Origin of the sequence: Bifidobacterium sp., assembly GCF_022647885.1 — a bacterium.
Classification (GTDB): domain Bacteria; phylum Actinomycetota; class Actinomycetes; order Actinomycetales; family Bifidobacteriaceae; genus Bombiscardovia.
On sequence record NZ_JALCLM010000001.1, the window covers coordinates 491,926 to 511,508 of the forward strand.

The 19,583-nt window shown below is 50.8% G+C and carries 10 protein-coding genes; 8 read left to right on the forward strand and 2 right to left on the reverse strand.

Annotated features, from left to right (window positions below; genetic code table 11):
- The first annotated feature begins 197 nt into the window (after positions 1-197).
- From LKI20_RS01985 to LKI20_RS02020, 8 genes are all read left to right on the forward strand, one after another.
- On the forward strand, positions 198-2,705 hold the full coding sequence (locus tag LKI20_RS01985; RefSeq protein ID WP_291769135.1) for a YhgE/Pip domain-containing protein: 2,508 nt from the start codon (positions 198-200) through the stop codon (positions 2,703-2,705).
- The gene (locus tag LKI20_RS01990; protein ID WP_291769138.1) at positions 2,674-2,811 is read left to right on the forward strand and encodes a hypothetical protein; all 138 of its coding nucleotides are present in this window, start codon (positions 2,674-2,676) and stop codon (positions 2,809-2,811) included. The genes LKI20_RS01985 and LKI20_RS01990 overlap by 32 nt, the downstream gene beginning before the upstream one ends.
- A gap of 48 nt (positions 2,812-2,859) precedes the next feature.
- Positions 2,860-3,489, forward strand: a complete 630-nt coding sequence (locus tag LKI20_RS01995; protein WP_291769140.1) for a TetR/AcrR family transcriptional regulator — start codon at positions 2,860-2,862, stop codon at positions 3,487-3,489.
- A gap of 343 nt (positions 3,490-3,832) precedes the next feature.
- Positions 3,833-4,951, forward strand: coding sequence for a mevalonate kinase (gene mvk / locus LKI20_RS02000; protein ID WP_291769143.1), 1,119 nt, complete (start codon positions 3,833-3,835; stop codon positions 4,949-4,951).
- Positions 4,948-5,982 carry a diphosphomevalonate decarboxylase gene (gene mvaD / locus LKI20_RS02005; protein WP_291769146.1) on the forward strand — a complete coding sequence of 345 codons (1,035 nt, stop codon included), beginning with the start codon at positions 4,948-4,950 and terminating at the stop codon, positions 5,980-5,982. Before mvk ends, mvaD begins: the two co-directional genes overlap by 4 nt.
- Before the next feature lie 135 nt (positions 5,983-6,117).
- Positions 6,118-8,343: a phosphomevalonate kinase gene (locus LKI20_RS02010; protein ID WP_291769149.1), complete on the forward strand. Its 2,226-nt coding sequence runs from the start codon at positions 6,118-6,120 to the stop codon at positions 8,341-8,343.
- 151 nt (positions 8,344-8,494) lie between these two features.
- Complete coding sequence (locus LKI20_RS02015; protein ID WP_291769153.1) at positions 8,495-9,544, forward strand: DUF5067 domain-containing protein; 1,050 nt, start codon at positions 8,495-8,497, stop codon at positions 9,542-9,544.
- Positions 9,545-9,843: 299 nt separating this feature from the next.
- On the forward strand, positions 9,844-10,710 hold the full coding sequence (locus LKI20_RS02020; protein WP_291769156.1) for a DsbA family protein: 867 nt from the start codon (positions 9,844-9,846) through the stop codon (positions 10,708-10,710).
- A 166-nt stretch (positions 10,711-10,876) separates the two neighbouring features.
- On the opposite strand, the gene LKI20_RS02025 is transcribed toward LKI20_RS02020, so the two are convergent.
- Both LKI20_RS02025 and LKI20_RS02030 read right to left on the reverse strand, forming a co-directional pair.
- Positions 10,877-11,413, reverse strand: coding sequence for a ClbS/DfsB family four-helix bundle protein (locus LKI20_RS02025; RefSeq protein WP_291769159.1), 537 nt, complete (start codon positions 11,411-11,413; stop codon positions 10,877-10,879).
- Between the two features lie 271 nt (positions 11,414-11,684).
- Positions 11,685-19,004 (reverse strand): hypothetical protein, encoded by a 7,320-nt coding sequence (locus LKI20_RS02030; protein ID WP_291769161.1) that lies wholly within the window; start codon positions 19,002-19,004, stop codon positions 11,685-11,687.
- Positions 19,005-19,583: the final 579 nt, after the last annotated feature.

A 19,583-nucleotide genomic window follows, 5' to 3' on the forward strand; every position in this document is an offset into this window, starting at 1 on the left:
TGAGGTATGTAGTAGCAGTCATTGCAGCAGTAGTGCTTGGCGCAGGGGCTCTCCTATGGAAGAGCTGCACTCGAGATGTGCATTGAGGCATATATTCGGGCCACGACATACGGACACCAAAAGATTACACTTGTAAATAATATTTTACTGTTGTATGGTTTGACGCGGCAATATTAGTTTGATCGGAAGAGGTTCTTATGGCAGCATCTCCAACAGTGGGTGCGACGAACGCGAAAGCTCAGCGCAAAAGTACTTCTCGCCAAACAATTGATGTTCTAGTGATAGCGACGTTGATTGTTCTGGCAATTCTGCCGTTGATCTATGCAGGGCTGTTGACCGATGCCAACATCGATCCCTTTGATCGCCTTGGTAATGTGGATGCTGCCATCGTCAACTTGGATGAAGGCACCACTGTGAGTGCTTCCGGCACCACCACCACTACGAACCTTGGTAAACAAGTGACGAAGACTTTTACCAAGAAGAATTCCAACAGCACTAATTTCAACTGGCATAGCACGAGTACTAGCGATGCCAGTGATGGGCTTAAGCACGGAAGATATTTGGTGACGATGGTAATCCCAAAGACCTTCACTGCTGACGCATTGTCTAGCGCTACTAAGAGTCCTGATGATGCTGATGCTGTTGAACAAGGGAATATCGCCATTACCACTGACGACTCAGTCAACTATTTGGCTGGAACTATTGCTAAAAGTGTTGGGTCGAGTCTCGAGCGTTCCCTCTCGGGAAAAGTGTCTTCCGCATATCTAGACAAAGTTTATATGACTATATCCGGTATGCATGATTCATTGGGTAAGGCGTCGAGTGGGGCCACCACTTTGGCGGCTGGAACCCAAAAAAGTGCTCAAGGCGCAAACACATTGAGCACTGGTCTGAACGCCATGTCTCAAAAGACCCAAGCTCTGCCGACAGCTACGAAGAAACTGGCCGACGGTGCAAGCACCGTGAGCACGGGAGTTAGCGCACTCGCTCAAGGCTCACAACGATTGACTCAAGGTACCCAAACCTTATATACCTCGGTTGAAGCGTTACCAACGGCAACCCAAAGCTTGGCGCAGGGTGTTAGCAGTGTCGCTAACGCGGTTCACCCACTGTCTTCAGGAGCCAACAGTTTGCATGCTGCGACATCGAAGATCTCCGACGGAGCTGCACAGTCAGCAAGCGGAGCTGCAACATTAGCGAAAGGTGCCACTGGGCTACATGCAGCCACAAGCACACTCTCATCAGGAACAGCTAATGCGCTTACTGGGGCGACTGCCTTGGCAACAGGAGCAGCGCAGCTGAGCAACAGTGCAGTCCAACTGCAACAACTGCAGACTGCGCAAACTCAACAGATACAACATCTGGTCGATGCCTATGACACCATGAATGACGCAGAGCGCTTAGCGGCACTGCAGAGCATCGAAGGCACTTCGCAACAACTTAGCGCAGGTACTGCTGCGCTGTCTGGCACAACAGACCAGACCGGCCTGAGCAAGCTCGCATCCTCAAGCGCCCAGTTAGTTGGAAATGATGCCACAGATACCGCTCAAGCTACTGGATTGCGTGCATTACATGCAGGTGCTAAATCAGTAGAAGCAGGAGCCCAACAACTCAGTAGCGGCACAGATACCCTCTCTCAAGGCCTTTCAACGCTTTCTTCTGGCGCGGCGCAAAGCAATTCTGGTGCCGAAAAGCTTCAGAGTGGACTGTCGACTTTAGACGCCAATATGCCAAAACTCACTCAAGGGACAGCGAAGTTAACTACAGCAAGCACCTCACTCGTCAGTGCAATATCCCAGTTGAATTCAGGAGCAGGCACGCTCAATGGAGGTTTGCAAACCTTGGATTCTAAGATTCCTTCACTCGCCAGTGGATTGAATACCCTGAATTCACAGAGCCAAACCTTGGTGGTATCCATTGACAAAGCAGCAAGTGGCTCCCAGCAGCTAAGCACAGCTTCGACAACGATAGCGAAAGGTAGCAGTTCTCTAGCGACAGCGCTCTCAGCGGGATCTCAGAAGGTGCCTTCTTACACTGATGCGCAGGCGAAAACTATCAGTGCAACAGCAGCTCAACCTGTTAGCGTTACCAGCACCAGAAATCATCAGGTCAGCAACACGGGAACAGGTATGCTGCCATATTTCCTTGGGCTTGCCTTATGGCTTGGTGCACTGTCTACGTTTATGATGCGCCCTGCACTGCGCGCCAAGCTTATGCGTAAACATCGTTCTGCACTCGTGGTCGCACTCGGATCATACTTACCCTATGCTGTGTTGGGCATGATACAAGCTATAGCGGCAGTATCTATCGTCCACTGGGGAATTGGGGTAGATGTCGCCAACCTCGGCGGTTTATTCCTCTTCACGATGTTTGCATCTTGCTGCTATATGGCTATAAGTCAGGCATGTATCGTGCTCCTGGGAGATCCGGGTAAGTTCGTCCTTATTCTGCTTATGGTGACACAGCTGACGAGTGGTGGTGGGACATATCCTGTGGAAACCACTCCTGGATTCTTCCGCGCAGTTAATCCCTTCTTACCGATGACGTATGTCATCAAAGGTGTGCGCTCGCAAATTGGCGGCGGCAACGTCTTTGTGGGGGCCAGCCATAGCGCCGATGTTGATTTGGGGACTGAGCGCTTTGTTGGTCACATTCGTCTCAGCGAGTATTCTGATGAAGAAGGTGAAAAGCACCAATCCTGCTGAGATGCCGATGTCAGTAATTGGTGGAATCTCTCAGAAGAAGGTTGAGGAATCTGTTCTCCCATCTGATGTAGAGAGTACGGCTGTAATGCAACCAGTAGCAGGATGAAGCAAACGCAAGGCAACACCCAAACAACGGGGTCTAGAGGTTAGCAACATGTCAGCCGAAAATGTCAGACAGGGTTCCAGCAGGTCGCGACAAGCATTGCTGGATGCCACAATCACGCTTCTTGAAGATCGTGAGGTATCTGATATCACTATCACTGACATTGCTGCCGAAGCAGGCGTGACGCGTCCAACGTTCTATCAGAACTTCCAAGACTTACCTACTGCATTTGCAGCAGCAGCGTTGTATCGGGTGCGGCCCATTTTTGAGAATCCTTTAATCTCTTTGATTCCCAAAGAGGAGCGGCTATCAATCGTTGATTCATTCTTGAGACAAATTACTTATGTCTTGGAACACTACAGAGATTTCTACCTCAAGATATTTCAAGGACCTGCAGCTCTACGGGTGCTAGATGAATTGGTTGAGGGCGTTGCTGAGCATATGGAGCGAGAGTCGCCGGTTATGGATGCGTTGGCGGAAGGGCCGCTGCCTTTTCATAAGGCAAGCCACGCTGTTTCGGCGGGCACTCTATGGATTATCCGGCAATGGTTGGAAAATCCAGACGGATTAAGTGCTGACGATGTTGCACAGCAACTCAGGATATTTAATACGATGAGTGTCTGTGGAGGATTGGGGTCAGATTCGAAACAAGCGCTCTCAACGCCTTCGGAGCATCTGTGAGTCCTTATAAGAGCTACGGCACGTGACACTGTGTGATGTGATAATCAGCCATATATCAACAGATTGAAGCTCTTATGAGCCGTTGTCTGTGGATTCAAGTGAGTAATACCATTGCTCGTAAGAGCGTGTTGAGAAGTGATTGATTGTTGACTTGCGGTCGTCGAATTATTCCTTATTTGTGAATCTCTACGGTATTCTCATGCTTCTGCACTGTGAATGGCAAGTGCACAACCGTATAATCCTACCGGTAAGCAAAGGATGAGAGATGGGAGAGACCTCGTCTCTGTAAGGCCACGAATGGTAGTTATCGTGAAACCGAACCGGAAAGGTGGGGCACCAATCCATGGCAGAGTCGTTGCATGAGCAGACACCTCAGCGAAAACACGAGCACGCAGATTCGCAGGATACACGAGAATCGCGTGCGGCTTACATCAGCGATGCGCATGAATTCGACAGAGTGTACTTATCGGGTTATGGAGAGACTTGGGCGAAAACAATTCTCATCGGCGACCACAGTGCAGTGTATGGGTATCCGGCGATTGCTCTGCCGCTGCAGAGTTTGAAGATGCGCGCATGGGTGACTCCGACCGGCGGCAAAGAACATATACTCCATGCTCTGGGATATGAAGGGGAGCTAAAAGTCTCCGGTAAGCGTTTTGCAGGAATTCGCCGTGCGGTTCAGGTTGCTGAATCCTTTGTTGGTCGTTCAAGCTTGACCTTTGATATTGTGACATCAGCTGATTTTCCTGCAGAACGAGGTCTTGGCTCGTCTGCGGCAGCTGCGGGTGCGGTTATTCGTGCAGTGCTTGATGCATATGGCAAGACGGCCACGCCTGATGAATTATTCGGACTGACTAATGGCGCTGAAATCATTACTCACGGACATCCTTCAGGGCTTGATTCTGTGACAACGTGTGCCTCAGATCCAATTTTGTTGGATCATGGCGCTATATCGACCGTGAATATGGACATTCCTGCGTATCTTGTTATCGCGGATTCTGGTATATCTGGCAGTACGCGTGAGGCTGTTAGCGGTGTCAGACATCGCTATGAGCATGAATTTGAAAACACCAAATCAATACTCGACAATATGGGATCCCTTGGTAGACAAGCAGTGGTTGATTTGGCTAGAGGGGACATTGACGGATTAGGTGAGCGGATGAATCAGGCTCAGCAGATGTTGATGCAGCTTGCTGTGAGCCACCCTACCTTGGATTTACTCGTCGAAACTGCAAGGTCAGCAGGTGCCGCAGGAGCGAAGCTAACCGGAGGGGGACTCGGCGGTTGCATGATCGCCTTGGCTTCGACGCAAGTTGTTGCTGAATCCATCCGCGAGCATCTATACGAACAAGGAGCGAAAAGCGTGTGGATACATCCACTTCGCACGTATCCCGAATCAGTCAAACACGATGAGGAAGGCTATACTTCAGCTCGTTCACGAACTGACGAAAGAATCCGATGACCACTCAGGACAGCATCAATGTTCCTAGCGCTGGCGAGAGTAACAGTGCCATAGCGACCGCTAACGCCAATATCGCTCTGATTAAATACTGGGGCAAAGCGGATGAGGATTTGATTATCCCCAACATGTCGAGTTTGTCGTTGACTCTCGAGGGTCTGGAAACTACTACACGCGTAAGCTTCGATACAGCTAGTCATAGTGAACAGACTGATCTCTTATATATTGACGGCAAGCAGCAACAGGGGAATGCACTCCGGCGGGTGAGTGCTCTGCTTGACACCATACGATCAATGGCTGGAATTCATTCTCATGCAGTGGTGACCTCGCATAATACGGTGCCCTACGAAGCTGGTCTTGCCAGCTCATCCTCCGCCTTTGCTGCTCTGGCTACTGCTGCTTCGTATGCGGCAGGCTTGAAATTGACTAGACGCGAACTATCCAGACTCGCTAGGCGTGGATCTGGATCAGCGTCACGCTCAATCTTTGGTGGTATGGCCTTGTGGCATGCGGGTCATGACGACGATTCGTCTTTCGCTGAACCAGTGCCGTGCCCGATGGACTTGGCGATTGTGGTGGTTCTGATTTCAGGTAGTAGTAAGAAAATATCAAGCAGAGAAGCTATGCAACGGAGTGTAACTACTTCTGCTTTGTATAACGCGTGGGTGGAGTCGAACGCGAAGGATTTGCACGACGCTCTAGACGCCATTAAACGAGAAGATATCGCAGCTTTAGGACCAGTAGTGCAGACGAATTCCTTAGGAATGCATGCGACGATGATGACAGCCAAACCACCGGTTTTGTACTGGCTGCCTGGAAGTGTGGCTGCTATGCAAGCGGTTGAGGACTTGCATAGCCATGGTATGAATGCCTGGGCCACGATGGATGCTGGCCCGAATGTCAAGGTGCTGACCACTGCAGCAGAAGCAGCACAGGTTGAGCAGGCTTTGCGTGATAAGCTGCCTGGATTCGAAGTACATACGCATGTTGCCGGGCCAGGAGCACGACTGCTTCCAGCAGAGCATGATATATGACCGTTCGTAATGGCAAGACGCTGTGGCCCGATGACGGTATACGGTAAACGATGTAAGTAGTGAAATAGGAGTTGGATACGTGAGAGCAGAAGTTGTATCTAGCGTATCGACCCGATATGCAACAAGGGAATGAGCATGGACAGCACTGTTGGTGTGATAACAGCAAGGGCACCGGGGAAACTTTATGTAGCCGGCGAATATGCAGTTGTGGAAGCTGGCCATGCTGCCGTGCTGATTGCTGTCGACCGTTTTCTAACAGTTCGTGCTCGGCCTAGTGAAGCTCTGGGGCATATCCATTCAAGTCGTTTTGCTCAATCTCCTATCATTTGGCAGCATGTTGGGGACGAGCTTAAGGTCCTCGAAGGCAACCCAGAGGCTGCAGGCTTCATTCTGAGCGCGATTTCTTATGTTGAGCGTCTGGTTCTCGAAGAAGGTAACAAGCTCACCTGTTTTGATCTTGAAATCAGTAGTGATTTAGACGATTCTTCTGGCAGAAAGTTCGGTTTGGGCTCGTCAGCTGCAGTCACTGTTGCTACGGTGAAGGCTTTAGTGAAGCTATATCAGCTCAATCTCGACGAGATGCGCATTTACCAACTTGCGTTTCTGGCGGCACACGCGATACAACCTTCCGGTTCTGGAGGAGATATCGCCACAGCCACATTCGCAGGGTGTATCACCTATAGTTCGCCGGATCGTGTGTGGCTGGTTGAGGCGCAGCGAGAGATATCACCAAGCGAAACACCTATACATACTTTGCTTGAGCGGACATGGCCAGGGTTGAGTATCGAACGTTTGGCGATGCCGAAGGATATAAACGTCATGATCGGTTGGACTGGTGCTCCAGCTTCCACGCCGGAACTCGTCGGCAAAGTACAGTCAACAGTTAAGTCTGGCGCTCAACACGATTCGCCTGCATACCAAGAATTTCTTCATCGCAGCGATGCTTGCGTTGAGCACTTGAAGGAATCAATGGCACGATCTAGCGTGTCAGAAATTGGTCAGTCGATACGAGAGGCACGACAGGCACTAGCGTATCTATCGTCAATCACAGGCACAATTATCGAAACACCTCGATTGCGCAGACTGGTTGAGATAGCACAGGAGTTTGGTGCAGCAGCAAAAAGTTCCGGAGCTGGTGGGGGCGATTGTGGCATAGCTGTCTGCGGCCCCGATGCTGAGCCAGAACAGATTAGAAAAGCATGGGCAGTTGAGGGCATACAGGCTTTAGATATGACCGTATACAATCCGCAGTTGGATGATGAGTCAGACGATGGCACTGCCATTGTCAACAATGTTTCCCAGCGGAAAAACGATCACATTCGCTTGGCTGATAAGCAGCAGAGCATAAAGCGCTCTAATGCATTCGATGATCTTCGCGTGATTCACCATGCTTTTCCCGATATGGCTATGCGCGATGTTGACTTGAGCACTTCTGTATGTGGTAGTTCTTGGTCTTCGCCCTTCTATATCAATGCGATGACTGGAGGTTCATCCAGAAGCAACGAGATCAATACAGCTTTGGCTCTTGCTGCAGCACAGACAGGTCTTGCTATTGCCTCAGGATCGCAGCATGCAGCGTTGCGAGATTCTGCACTAACTGCTTCCTTTACTACCATTCGCCAACACACTGCTGGCTTCGTGTTTGCCAATGTTGGTCCTACTGTAGACCCGAATCAGGCAGTTGCGGCAGTCAGAATGCTAGATGCTGATGCGTTGCAAATACACGTTAATGCCGCTCAGGAGATGGTGATGCCCGAGGGAGATCGAGACTTCACATCTTGGAGAAAGCACATATCGGACATCATTGAGGCAGTGCAAGTACCGGTAATAGTGAAAGAAGTTGGTTTTGGTCTGAGCTCTCAAAGCATAGGGATTATTCAATCCTTAGGTGCGAGAGCAGTCGATGTCAGTGGACAAGGTGGTACTGACTTCGTCAGCATTGAGAACAGTAGGCGCAAACGTTCTGAATATGCGTATCTTCAGGGATTTGGTCAATCGACAGCGCTGTGCCTACTTGATGCTCAACAGCATGGATATGGCAGCAAGAGTTCCTTGGAAGTTTTGGCCTCTGGTGGTGTTCGTAATCCCTTTGATGTGTTGAAGGCGTTGGCACTAGGGGCTCGAGCTGTGGGAGTGTCAGGCCATTTTCTGCATACATATCTGCAGTCGGGTTCTCGCGCTTTGGTTGAGGAAATCCAATCATGGCAAAGTCAGCTTCGTTCCTTGATGACACTGGTAGGGGCGCACACGATAGAAGATTTACAGCGATGCGACGTATTAGTTACGGGTACCAGCAAGGAAGAGGCGGAGTTGCTTGGTATTGATTGCGGCCAATTTGCCCGACGATCATACGAGGCTTAATCCTAGACAGTGCTTTACTTGATGTGTTGTCTGCTCATAGAGAGTGCGTAGTCATAGATGCCTCCAAATTGACGTTGCATGAGATCAACAAGAGAACGGCATATGTGCGGCTGAGAAGTGAGGATAAATCTTAACGAGGGAGAGAACTGCGATGGAAGAGATGAACAATTCTTACGGATATGTGCCACCCGAGGGTTCGAATCAACAGCAGTCCGAGGATGGCGAGAATGCCTCACAACCAGAGCAACAGCTGAAATCAGTGTGGGCTGACGGCTTTGAGCAGTCAGATACACAGCCAGAGCAACAGGGGTATGCGAACAACGGTATGCCTCAAATCAATGGGCAGAGAGAGGATTTTCAACCGGGGAATTCTCCTCAGTACACCTATGGTTATCAGCAACAGAGTAATTATCAACAGCTTCCCACATCAACGATGCCTGGTCCTTATGCGGTTCCTTTTAACAATACAAATCTGAGTTTCAGCGGGCTAGCGGTTGCAGGATTCGTTGTTGCAATAGTTGCCCTGGTGTTTTCTTGGTTGTTCTCTTTCCTTAATGTCTTCGTCTTTGTTGGATTGGGTCTGTCAATTGCAGGCATAGTCGCAACAGGCATAGGCAAAGGCAAGAGAGGCAGGGGGCTGGCGGTCGCAGGGACGATTATCTCGGTTGTGGCACTTGTAGCCAGTATTGCTTTTGGCTCTATGTACATCAGTGCATTTTCTGAGGGATTTGAGAGCGCTTTCACATCACACAGCAGATCGTCATACACAGAACATGACGCGATGGGCAATACGGTTAGCAGCGATGCGAAGGTTAACGGTTTCGAATCAGGTCAACACGGTGTGGTGAATATCAGCGATGGATATACAGGGACTACTGAAAACGGAGATGACGTGTTCGTGGTCGTTTATACGCTGAAGAATACCGGAGATTCAAACATAGCTTTTACCGACCTGGTGATGGATATTGCCGAACAAGATGGTGAAGAGCTCGATATCAACTATGACTCCGATCTACAAAGTATTGTGCGCGGTGATACTTCAACATTTGTCGATGATGCCGATGACATTGCACCAGGACAGGAAGTAAACGTTATCCGAGGCTATGATCTCAATGATGATCAGAAGAGTGTGACTATTTCCGCCAGCGGATGGAAGTCGGCAGGTTCCGAGACGATCTCCAAGAATTTTCAGATCAGTTGAGTTAATACTTCAGGGCGTATTCGTTGCTACTCTGAGCCGAAAATTAGTTTGTGCGATGCATTATTGCCCTTGCCTAGAGCCAGATTTCTTAAACAATGCGTTTGTGTAGGGATTTTTGAGGGTATCGCAGGTATCTGCAATAAAGAAGTGGCGGAATTGCAAGGCTTGGAACATTGAGTTGACGAAGATCTGAGAAGAATCCCTACACAAATATATACAATACATATAATTATTGGAAAGGTACGGTAATCAATGGAGTTGAGAACCGCAATGTTATAAATCAGAGGGGAAGTGCAGCTGTGACTAAACCAGTGGCAAATGGGGATAAGAAGTTGGCGGCAGTCAATGCGGAGAGAAGACAACAAACTCTTATAGGAGCACTGGCTTGCGTGCTGGTCGTCGCGCTGGTACTCGTGGTGGTGTTTGCAGTTGTTCGCTCGAAACAGCAATCGGGCACCGCGATCGACCAGGCCTATGCCAAACTGCAACAGGTCACTGATAAACCGAGCAATGCCACGAAGCAGGGAGGTGTGCTGATTTCTGTGGATGGTGCTGCAAAGAAACATGTGCCGACTGTCGAGATGTATCTTGACCCACTGTGTCCGGCATGCGCCCAAGTGGACCGGGCGTTGAACCCGACATTGGAGAAACTCTTCAGTGCAGGGCAGATCAATGTTGATGTTCATGCGGTGACATTCCTGAACCGTGCATCCAGTGATAAATACTCAACTCGAGCGGCTTCATCCTTGGCTTATGTGGCGGAACATGACCCGAAGCATGCAATCGCTTTCATCGGTGAACTTTATGCTGAAGACTATCTACCATCGGAAAGCAACTATGCATCCACCAGCGATGCTCAGATTGCGCAGCAAGCCGTTAAAGCCGGAGTAAGTCAGAGCATTGCTGAGGCTTCTGTTACCAACGGGTATGGAAGTTGGGTTGATAGAGCCACAACTTACACGATTGATCGCACGGAGCTCGTCCAAAATGGTAGCAGTGGGTTCACTACGCCATTATTTAGAATCAATGGTCATATCTGGGAGAGACAACAAATTGATAATACTGAGCTTCCCGAGGCCTTCGCTAAGAGTTTGGGCCTGCCATGGTCGGATGTTGGCAATGCCAAGGTGCTGCCAAGCATTGGCTCTGATGGTGCGATTGCATGACAGTATTGCTCCATGGCGAAGCCGAGGACAAAGGGCAGTATCTGATAGGCAGCGTCGCTGCTCTGTGAGGATTGGGAATCCGGTTCAGAGCTAATACATCGGATGTGCGCAAAATCGTTTCATGAGCAGTGAATACTGACTTGTTGTCGTGTCACAAACAGCTGTCCTAGAAATCAATCGACTGAGTACTTGCTGCGTTCAGCTTCTTCCATTTCCTGATTTTGGTACGGAAGGATGTAAATGGAGCGACGGTGTTGATGTGTATCCATTTCCACACTGGCCAGTTTGCGGGAGTTGACGCGGCCCATGCTCTGCCACCGGCTGTAAACAGAGCATCGTCGCAATAGGATTCGGTCATCAAAATCACCTGATCGACTGTCTCGCGAAATTGTGAGGCGAGTTCTACAAGGCCATAATCGGCATATTTGTCATAGAAATGTTGGTATAGGCCGCCGAGAGCATTCCACCGATATTCCGGATGGGGAGTCGTCACCGTGCGGCCTTCGCTCTCCTGTCGCTCCCATCCGAGTAGTAGATTCATCCATCCAAGTTGATAGGCAATCATCTGTGAAGGGGTGCGGTCTACACCTTCATAAAAGCTATCTTTCTGCGAGTCTGTTATGTCTGAATATTCATTAATGAACAAATCTGCTCGTTTGCGAATCTCAGTTATAAGTGCCTGTTTGCTCTCGTATGTTCGCATTAACAGTGCCTCCTTATAGTGATTGTTGCACCATACTTTCTTCTTATCGCGCAGTCTACATAATGGCTGTCAACCTTAATAATGGTGCTTGCTGAAAGACTGGTTCTCAGTGCAATGATGAGCGATGCGTTGACGGTAATCGTTGACAGTCTAAACGGGCTGCTGGAGAGTGTAGATTGTTGTTGGCAAACCCAACGTTGTGTTGACATTTTTGTTGCCATGCCGTCGTAGCTTAGGGCCTACAGCTTGGTCGTCGCTCGATATGATGGCATCATGCCATATGCCGTCCATGCCGGTGTGTGTGCTGTTTCAAGCCGCGAGAGTATGAAACCAGTGCCATGCCGAGTAGTGCTAATAGCGCCGTCAGCCATAGTGCTGAACTGACTGTACTCCCTGTGTTGGCAAGTTCGTTGACCTTGGTGGTCTCACTAGCCAAGCGTGCCTCACCATAATGAACGAGTCTTCCTGTTGAACGTTCCACCAAGCGTTCTCGCCAATAATATGTGCCTACTTCGCTAGTGGTAACTGATGGAGACTCGATATGCTGAGTGCCAGTTTCCACCGATATTGCTGGTGTGGTGGAAATCAGTACATCCTTCGATGGGGCATTACTATCGCTCTGCTGCCAATATTCGAACGACAGTTCGTACCCGTCTGGCACTTGCCCAGTGATGAGGGCTGTATCGTGCATGGGTGCGTTCGCGTGGGCTTGCGGTTGTGCTTTGGTGGTGACTTTGATCATGCCCACACTTTCTTCTGAGCTTCGTGGCGGCTCGGTATGTAATGCAGATTCACACGGATTAGGGTTATCACTCACATTCGGCACGCATGGCTCCACAGGATTGTCGGGATTGCTGGGCGGATAGATGCTTTCTGTCCAGTAATACGTGGCGATCTCTTTAGGTATGAATGGTGCACTGTCAATCTGCGTTTCGCCTGCATTCAGAACTACTACATCGGTGGTGAATATCAAGGAGTCTTTGGAAGCGTCATTACCGTCACTTTGTTGCCAGAGTTGGAAGATGATTCGTGCATCCTGCGGCACGTCGCCCTCAATATGCGCGGTGTCGTGGATCGCCTCACCTAATGCCATTACACGATTTGTGGTGGTGGTGACTCTGACCACGCTGATGCTCTCGTTCTCCAAGCGCGGCAGACCAGTGATAAATGGTTGATCGGCGACGGGAATCTGAGCGTCAGGATCGTCGGGCACTGTGTGACTGGATGGCGCATACACCTGTTCGCGCCAGTAATACCGGCCCGGCATATCGACACTCACCGTTTCCAGATCGACGCTCCGCTGCCCATCCGCGAGAATCACGCGCTTCGTGGTCAGGATTTTCACGTCCTTGTTCACGTCGTCCCCGTCGGACTGCCGGTAGAGCGTGGCATCCACTTGTGTGCCTTGCAGAACATGCCCCTCGAAGGTGACCGTGTCATGGAACGCTTCACCCGTATGCCCGAACGCTTGGGTCAGCGTCACGGCATCGACCACTTGCGTGGTCTCCTGCAATACGCGCACTCGGTCCGTCCAGAACGGGGTATCTTCCAAGTGCGACGTGTCATGCGCGTCAGCGGGAAGCTTCGGGCTACCGCCGCCTTCGAGGTCCTTTGCGGGAGCGCTGAGTGAGGCCACCCAATAGTATTCACCCACCTTATCCACACGGGTTTCAGGACCGGTAATATCCACTTTCCCATCCTCTGAAGCGGTTTTGGCTTCCGTTTCGGTTATCAGATGGGCACCCGTTTCCGGCCCGTCGAAGGAGGCGACCAACGCATCCTCACCATCAGCTTCAACATCTAGTGGTTGGATACTCGGCTCGCTTTCCTCTGCCTCATTATCTATATCTATAGGTGTGGGTGTCCAGCGACGGTAAAGTTCCCACGACAGGAGCGTGCCTTCAAGTACTGGTCCGGTGATGGTCACGGTGTCCTGCAGCGGTTTACCTACCTGTTGCATTACCTGCGCGGTGGTTGAAACGTCAATGATGCGGAAGCTCTCACGAGGATCACGCGCCTCACCGAGTTTCACGACCTTATGGTTGTTGCTGGGATCGCTGATTTCAATCTGCCAGTAGTAGATGCCCACCTCTTCCGGAGTGACCGTCGGGCTAACAGCCTCGATCTGACCGGAAGACAGAGGCACGTATCCACTGGTGCTAATCTTCGTATCGGTGTTGGTATTGCCCTCACCTTGCCGCCACAACAGCCAACGGGCCTGTAATCCCGTGGTCAAATCGTCGCGAATATCACCCGATTGCTGCCACCTGATATTCGTCAAATCCGCATGGTCACTGACCGCTGTGCCCAGGATGAATTCTGCACTCACATCGGTACGCGCATCAATAGCGCGAACACTCTCCGGCTTGACCCGGTCGCCACCGGTATGCAACGGCGTGCTCATATCATCGTCTGGCAGTTCGAGGACTTCTACCCAATACCAATCCGTAGCGTCAGGCACCACCAACTCAGGGCCGGTAACCTCCTGATCGACCACATTGGTGTTGAATCCGAGCGATTTGAGTGTCCGGACTTCAGTCTCGCTGACTTTGGCTTTACTCGCCCAGTCATGCAACTCGAAACGTATCATCGCACTCTCAGGCAGCACACCTTCTATACGTGCGGTATCGGCGATCTTGCCACCCTTCGCAGCCCACTTATGCGTGCTCGTGGTGACTCGCACCGCGTGGAATGACTCGGCTGTGATGCGCTGAGCGGACTTCGCGGGATTCACATTATCTGGTTGGAACGTGGTACCGTCGGGTTTGGTGAACACCCACTGCCAGTAATACTCAGCCGGATCAGTAATATGCACCAGTGCTGAGTCCAACGCGGTCTGGGCTTCACTCAACACCACTGGATTGATGGTGTGCACCAGCACGTCATCAGCATGGTTATCACCCACTTGCCGGTACAGGTTGAAACCGACCTGGTATCCGGCGAGCATATAGCCGTCAATATCCAGATGATCACGCACCTGGACACCATTGGTCACATCCACATAGCTTTCACCCTTTGAGATATGCACATGATCCGTGCCTTTAACCTTGGTGGTGAGTGTGACGATCTCGAAACGCTCCGCATCCACGGTTTTGCCATCAAACAACAGCCAACGGTCAGCATATCCGTCACCATTACCCTTCTGAGTGGCGTTAGCCTGCTGCCAGTAATCACCGGCCTGTTTATCGGAGCTCACCGACGAGCCATTCGCCTGGGCTATCCTGGCTGGGGTAATCACACCGAACGCGGCACTCATCGCCGTATCCCCACCAGTACCAAGAGCATTACCCTGATGAGGTTGTTCAGGGGTCCAAATCTTCACCCGATGCTGGTAAGAACCCACCACGGGAGCGTTCAAGGTCTTGCTACGGAAGGTCACACCACCCAGATGACCACCGATAGCCGATGCAGGCACGGGCAGCCTCCCAGTCGTATCCACTTTCTGAACTGCCGTGCCGTCATGTGTGTCGGTCTGCCATATCTCGACCTGATACTGCGTGTTCGCGGGGATATTACCGGTTAAGGTCACCTGATCAGAGATGTGCATGTCATCCAACCACAACGGTTCCGTACTCACCGTAGAAGCGCGGATCACGTCGAAGGACTCATCATCATCCCAGCCCAGTGCGGTGGACGTATAGGTGACAGTCTGCCGATCCGACTGGGAGTAGGCTCCGCTGGTACCGCCATACCAGACGATATCCTCATTGCGATTCTCAGGATTCGTGCCCTTACCTGCCGTAGTGGTGGGCATCGTGACCTTCACGCGATAGTAGTATGTCGACGCATCCCAATCAGACGGGACAGTGAAGGTCTCGGACTTGATGTTCTGATAGTTATCGAGATCGTCCGTGCCGACATGCGGATGCTCGGTATCAGGATCATCATTCTTACCCAACTGCGCCAGCTTGGGCAAATCGTGGGCGCTAAGAGTAGCGACGCGAGTATCCTTGCGTGCCCCGTCCCTAGACCAGATCTCGAAACTTACTTTCGCACCATCAGGAGTCTGAGCACTCTGACCATTCGTATACCCCTGCTTGCTATACGGTTCGTACGCGGTCTGATGCAACACGTCATACACCTGCACGGTCGCATCCTCATACGATGTTTCGTTCGATGAGAGCCATTTCTTGGACACCGTGGTGTCAAACTTCTGCACCGGCGTGCGCTCAAAAGATGTATAACCCGTCTCGTGATCAGCATTCCATTCGCCGTAATCATGCCTGTCAAGCACGCCACCCTGAGCGGTTCGTAACTCGGTCTGCCAATACACCATCCCTGCCTTATCCAACACGAAACTCGGATCGGTGACCTTCAACGTCAACTTGCCCGGACGATTACCCTGCTGCCCGGTCTTCAACGCTTCGAACAGATTCGTATCCAAGGTGATGGTTTTCGAGCCGAGCTTGTAGGTGCCGGAATTCCCGTTGTCATCATCACCCTGCCGGTACGCGGTCACCGTGACCGTGGAACCTTGCGGGATACGCCCGACCGTACCGCCGTCATTCGAATTACCCTCACCCTGATGCTCACGATTATCAGGACTCTCAGACTGCAACGACTCGTCATACACCGTGATCTCGTCATACAACTGCTCGCCAACAGCACCAAACTTCTGCGCATTCGACGTGACAATCCCACCAGGAGCGATATGCACAGTCTCGGACGGCAAGCCAAGCTCATGCGAAGCAACTACCGTGCCATCAGCCGCACGCAACGTGGCTTTCCAAAACACGCTCCCGGCAGTATCTGTACTCGTCTTGGGAGAGGTGACAATAATCGGCTTGGTTGCCGAGTCGATAGCCTGAGCATCTGCAATGTCCACGCGCACTTCGTCAAGCAGCTTTGCAGCGTTGATGTCAGGATCACTCTGCACTGCGTTGTAGGCAGTAAAGGTGACGTAGGAACCTTTCGGCACTTGACCGGTGATAGTCGCGGTATCTTTGAACTGTTCGCCCGGCTTCGATATGCTCCGGCTTACCTGTGTCTCAATGGTTGGCATATGAACTTTGACAGATTCACCAGCGATACCTAGTTCGTGAGTGGCAAGCAGCAGACCGTCTGCACGGTATACGCCAGCTTTCCAATACACATTGCCTACGTTTGGCGTGGATATTTCAGGACTGGTTATGGTGAAGCTCGTTGACCATGATGAAGCATCTATCTGAGCATCAGCGATATTTACACGGGCTGAATCCAAAAGCTTGCCAACTGAGGTATCAGGCTTGCCAGATACTGGATTATACGCATCGAACAACACATAGGAGCCACGCGACAGTTTGCCTTCGATGGTTGCTGTATCACTGAATTTCTCGTTCACATAGGCAGATCCATTGCTGACCAGTGTGGTCACTGAAATGCCCCGCACCGTGACTGTCTCGGACTCGATACCCAACTCATGCGAATCCAACAACTCGCCCGCAGGATTCCACAGGCTCACTTTCCAGTAGACGTTCCCCGTTTTGTCCGTGCTTGTACTCGGACTTGTGACCTCAATCGGCTTGGACTGAGATGTAAGAATCTGTTCAGCGGTGACATTCACACGTACTTCATCCAGAAGCTTCGCTGCTCCCACACTCGGATTGCCTTTCGTTGCATTAAATGCAGTGAACGTCACGTATGAGCCTGCAGCTAGCGGACCGGTGATCTTCGCTACGTCGGCGAATGATTCGCCTTGTGCTACTTCGCTTTTCGTCACATTCGTACTGATTGTTGGAAGGCTCGGGGGTACTGCCTCCACGAAGGTGCGCTCCCACGGATCGTTGTATGCGCTCCTGAATGCCGGAGCGCGAGCAGAACCAGGAAAATCGTAAATAAATACGTAATAACCCGTCTCACTAGTATCATCAGCAATGATGTTTACGGTGTTGGAAACAGTCTGCACACTAGAAGACCCATTTTCTTGCAGCGTGATCTTGCCGCCACCGATTTTATACACGCCATTACGTGCGGGAACCGTCCACTCGCCAATCAGTTTATGATGTGCATCAGCAACTGGCTCAGCAGCTGATGTAGGCTTATAAGCTTCATCCTCGCTCTTAACACCTGTAGCACTACCAGCCCACCACACGCGAATCGTTGCGTCTGTATCCTTATCAAATCCGTAAGATCCACTACCATTGAATGTGCCGTAATCCTCCGGTAAACAACCTATCGTGACCGTATCCATAATGTCACGGTCAAGTCCAGAATACTGTTCGAGCACAATCGAATCATGTGCAATAGGACGGCGATGTGCAGCAGTCTCGGCAGGGATGCCAAACTCGTGAATGTAATCCTTTGTAATATAGTCTGGCTCGGATTGAACTTCCTTATCAATCAACCACACCCACGTACCGAACTGTCCCGCCTGAGATTCAGGAACCACCCAATTGCCCAAACCATCCAACTTCTGAGCGGTCACATTCTTTGTCTGACCACTACCATTGAATGATACTGAAGTTTTCGCTACCGGTGAGTACCCCAAACCTTTCAATCGGTCGAGATAATGACCAGTCGACTCAGGATCGCTAACACTGCCCGTCTGAGCAATCTTCTTCAGAATATTCGCAGCAACACCAGTGAAATACCATCCTTGCGCTGACACACTTACACCAGCCGCCCACTCATCACCAGGCACCACACCCGAAGACACGCGATCCGTGACCATTGCGCCAGTATCCAACGTCGTGTCGGAAACCTGCGTACTCACTATCGGCTGAAAATCACGTTGCACGGCAAAAGTGATAAACCCATCCTGAGACTCAGTATGTGATGGTCGAAACAAATCCTGAACACTGGAATCCAGCTTTGATCCTTTTGCTACCTGATAGCGAATCCTGAAATTGGCAGCTCCATTACTGGTTGCAGTCCAAGCGATATGTTGGGCTGAACCATTCGTGGTACCGCTGAACGTAGGTGTTCCTGTTGAATCAAAGTACACAGCATTATTCAAGTCGGTAATAGTAAAGCTAAGGCCAGAAACATACTGATGAGATGCATTTTTTATTCCAGGATCTACTGTTCCTTTGCGCTTGGCCTGGGTGTATTGGTATGAGGCATCAACAACAGAAGACACGCTGCTCGTTGCTTCAGCCCAAAGCTGGTCGCCGCGCGCAACAACAGCATTAATATCGCCACCCTCTAAGGTAACAGCTCCGCCATAATGCGCTCGGAGGACAAGCCAGCGCGAGCCGACGTCCAGATGCGCGTGAAGCGCATACGCGACAGCGGCCTGCGTGAAGTCACTCAAATCGTTTTTATTGCGATCCACTAAGTTGGCTGCAATACGAGAATCTGAATCGTTCGCTTCAGACCATGTACCGGAATTTAGATCAATGGTTGGTTCCCCAGCCTCGATGCAATACACAGGATTGCCGTTCGCCCAGTCTATAATCCCAAGACCCGAACCATTTCCTGCATTCCATCCGCCACCTTGGGCAGAAAGGTTGTACGGATTGTAATCATAACCAGGATTGCCAAGATGAGTAGAAGCGCTCGCCACAGCGCCGCCAACTAATAATCCGGCAACGGTCAAGGCCGCTATTATCGTACGAAGAGCACGCCATTTGTGAGATACTCGGACACCAGAATCGAACCGTAAAACACTCATGCTTGTTCCTTTCACATTCTCGCCGACCTCAAGTAGGGCCGCGCAGTAAGGCAACTATGCACAAGGAACGATGAAACAGCGACTGCTTTCTGTCTGTGTGGATAAATGGGGAACTCACCCACAAAGGCCAAAGGTCAAGCGTGGTGTTGCTACTGAACAAGTTTGACGGCTGTTCGCCAAATTCTTCATCCAAGCGGTTTTATTCATCGAAGGATTTTGTGTGTTGTTCGGGGAGTGTGCCGATGGTCTGTTCAAGTGTGGCCCAGTGAGCTGCTGGTCGGGTCTGCGGCACGTGGTGTAGACAGCAACCGTTCCGCCGAAGCAGCTAACCAATCTTGCAGCAAACCCGTTACTGGTGTCGATGTGGACAAGACACACAGATTCTCCATAGAGGTGATGAAATCCCTGCGACACTGCTTCGTGTTGACACCGTTGCCTCAGACTTGTATTATCTGCTAATAACACAAGGAGGTGTTAATTGATAACCGTAAAATGGTACCGGTACCATAATGTTTGAACGTTTATGGTAGATAATTTAAATGGAGGTAGTGCGCTTCGTCTAATCACCATTGAATGCCT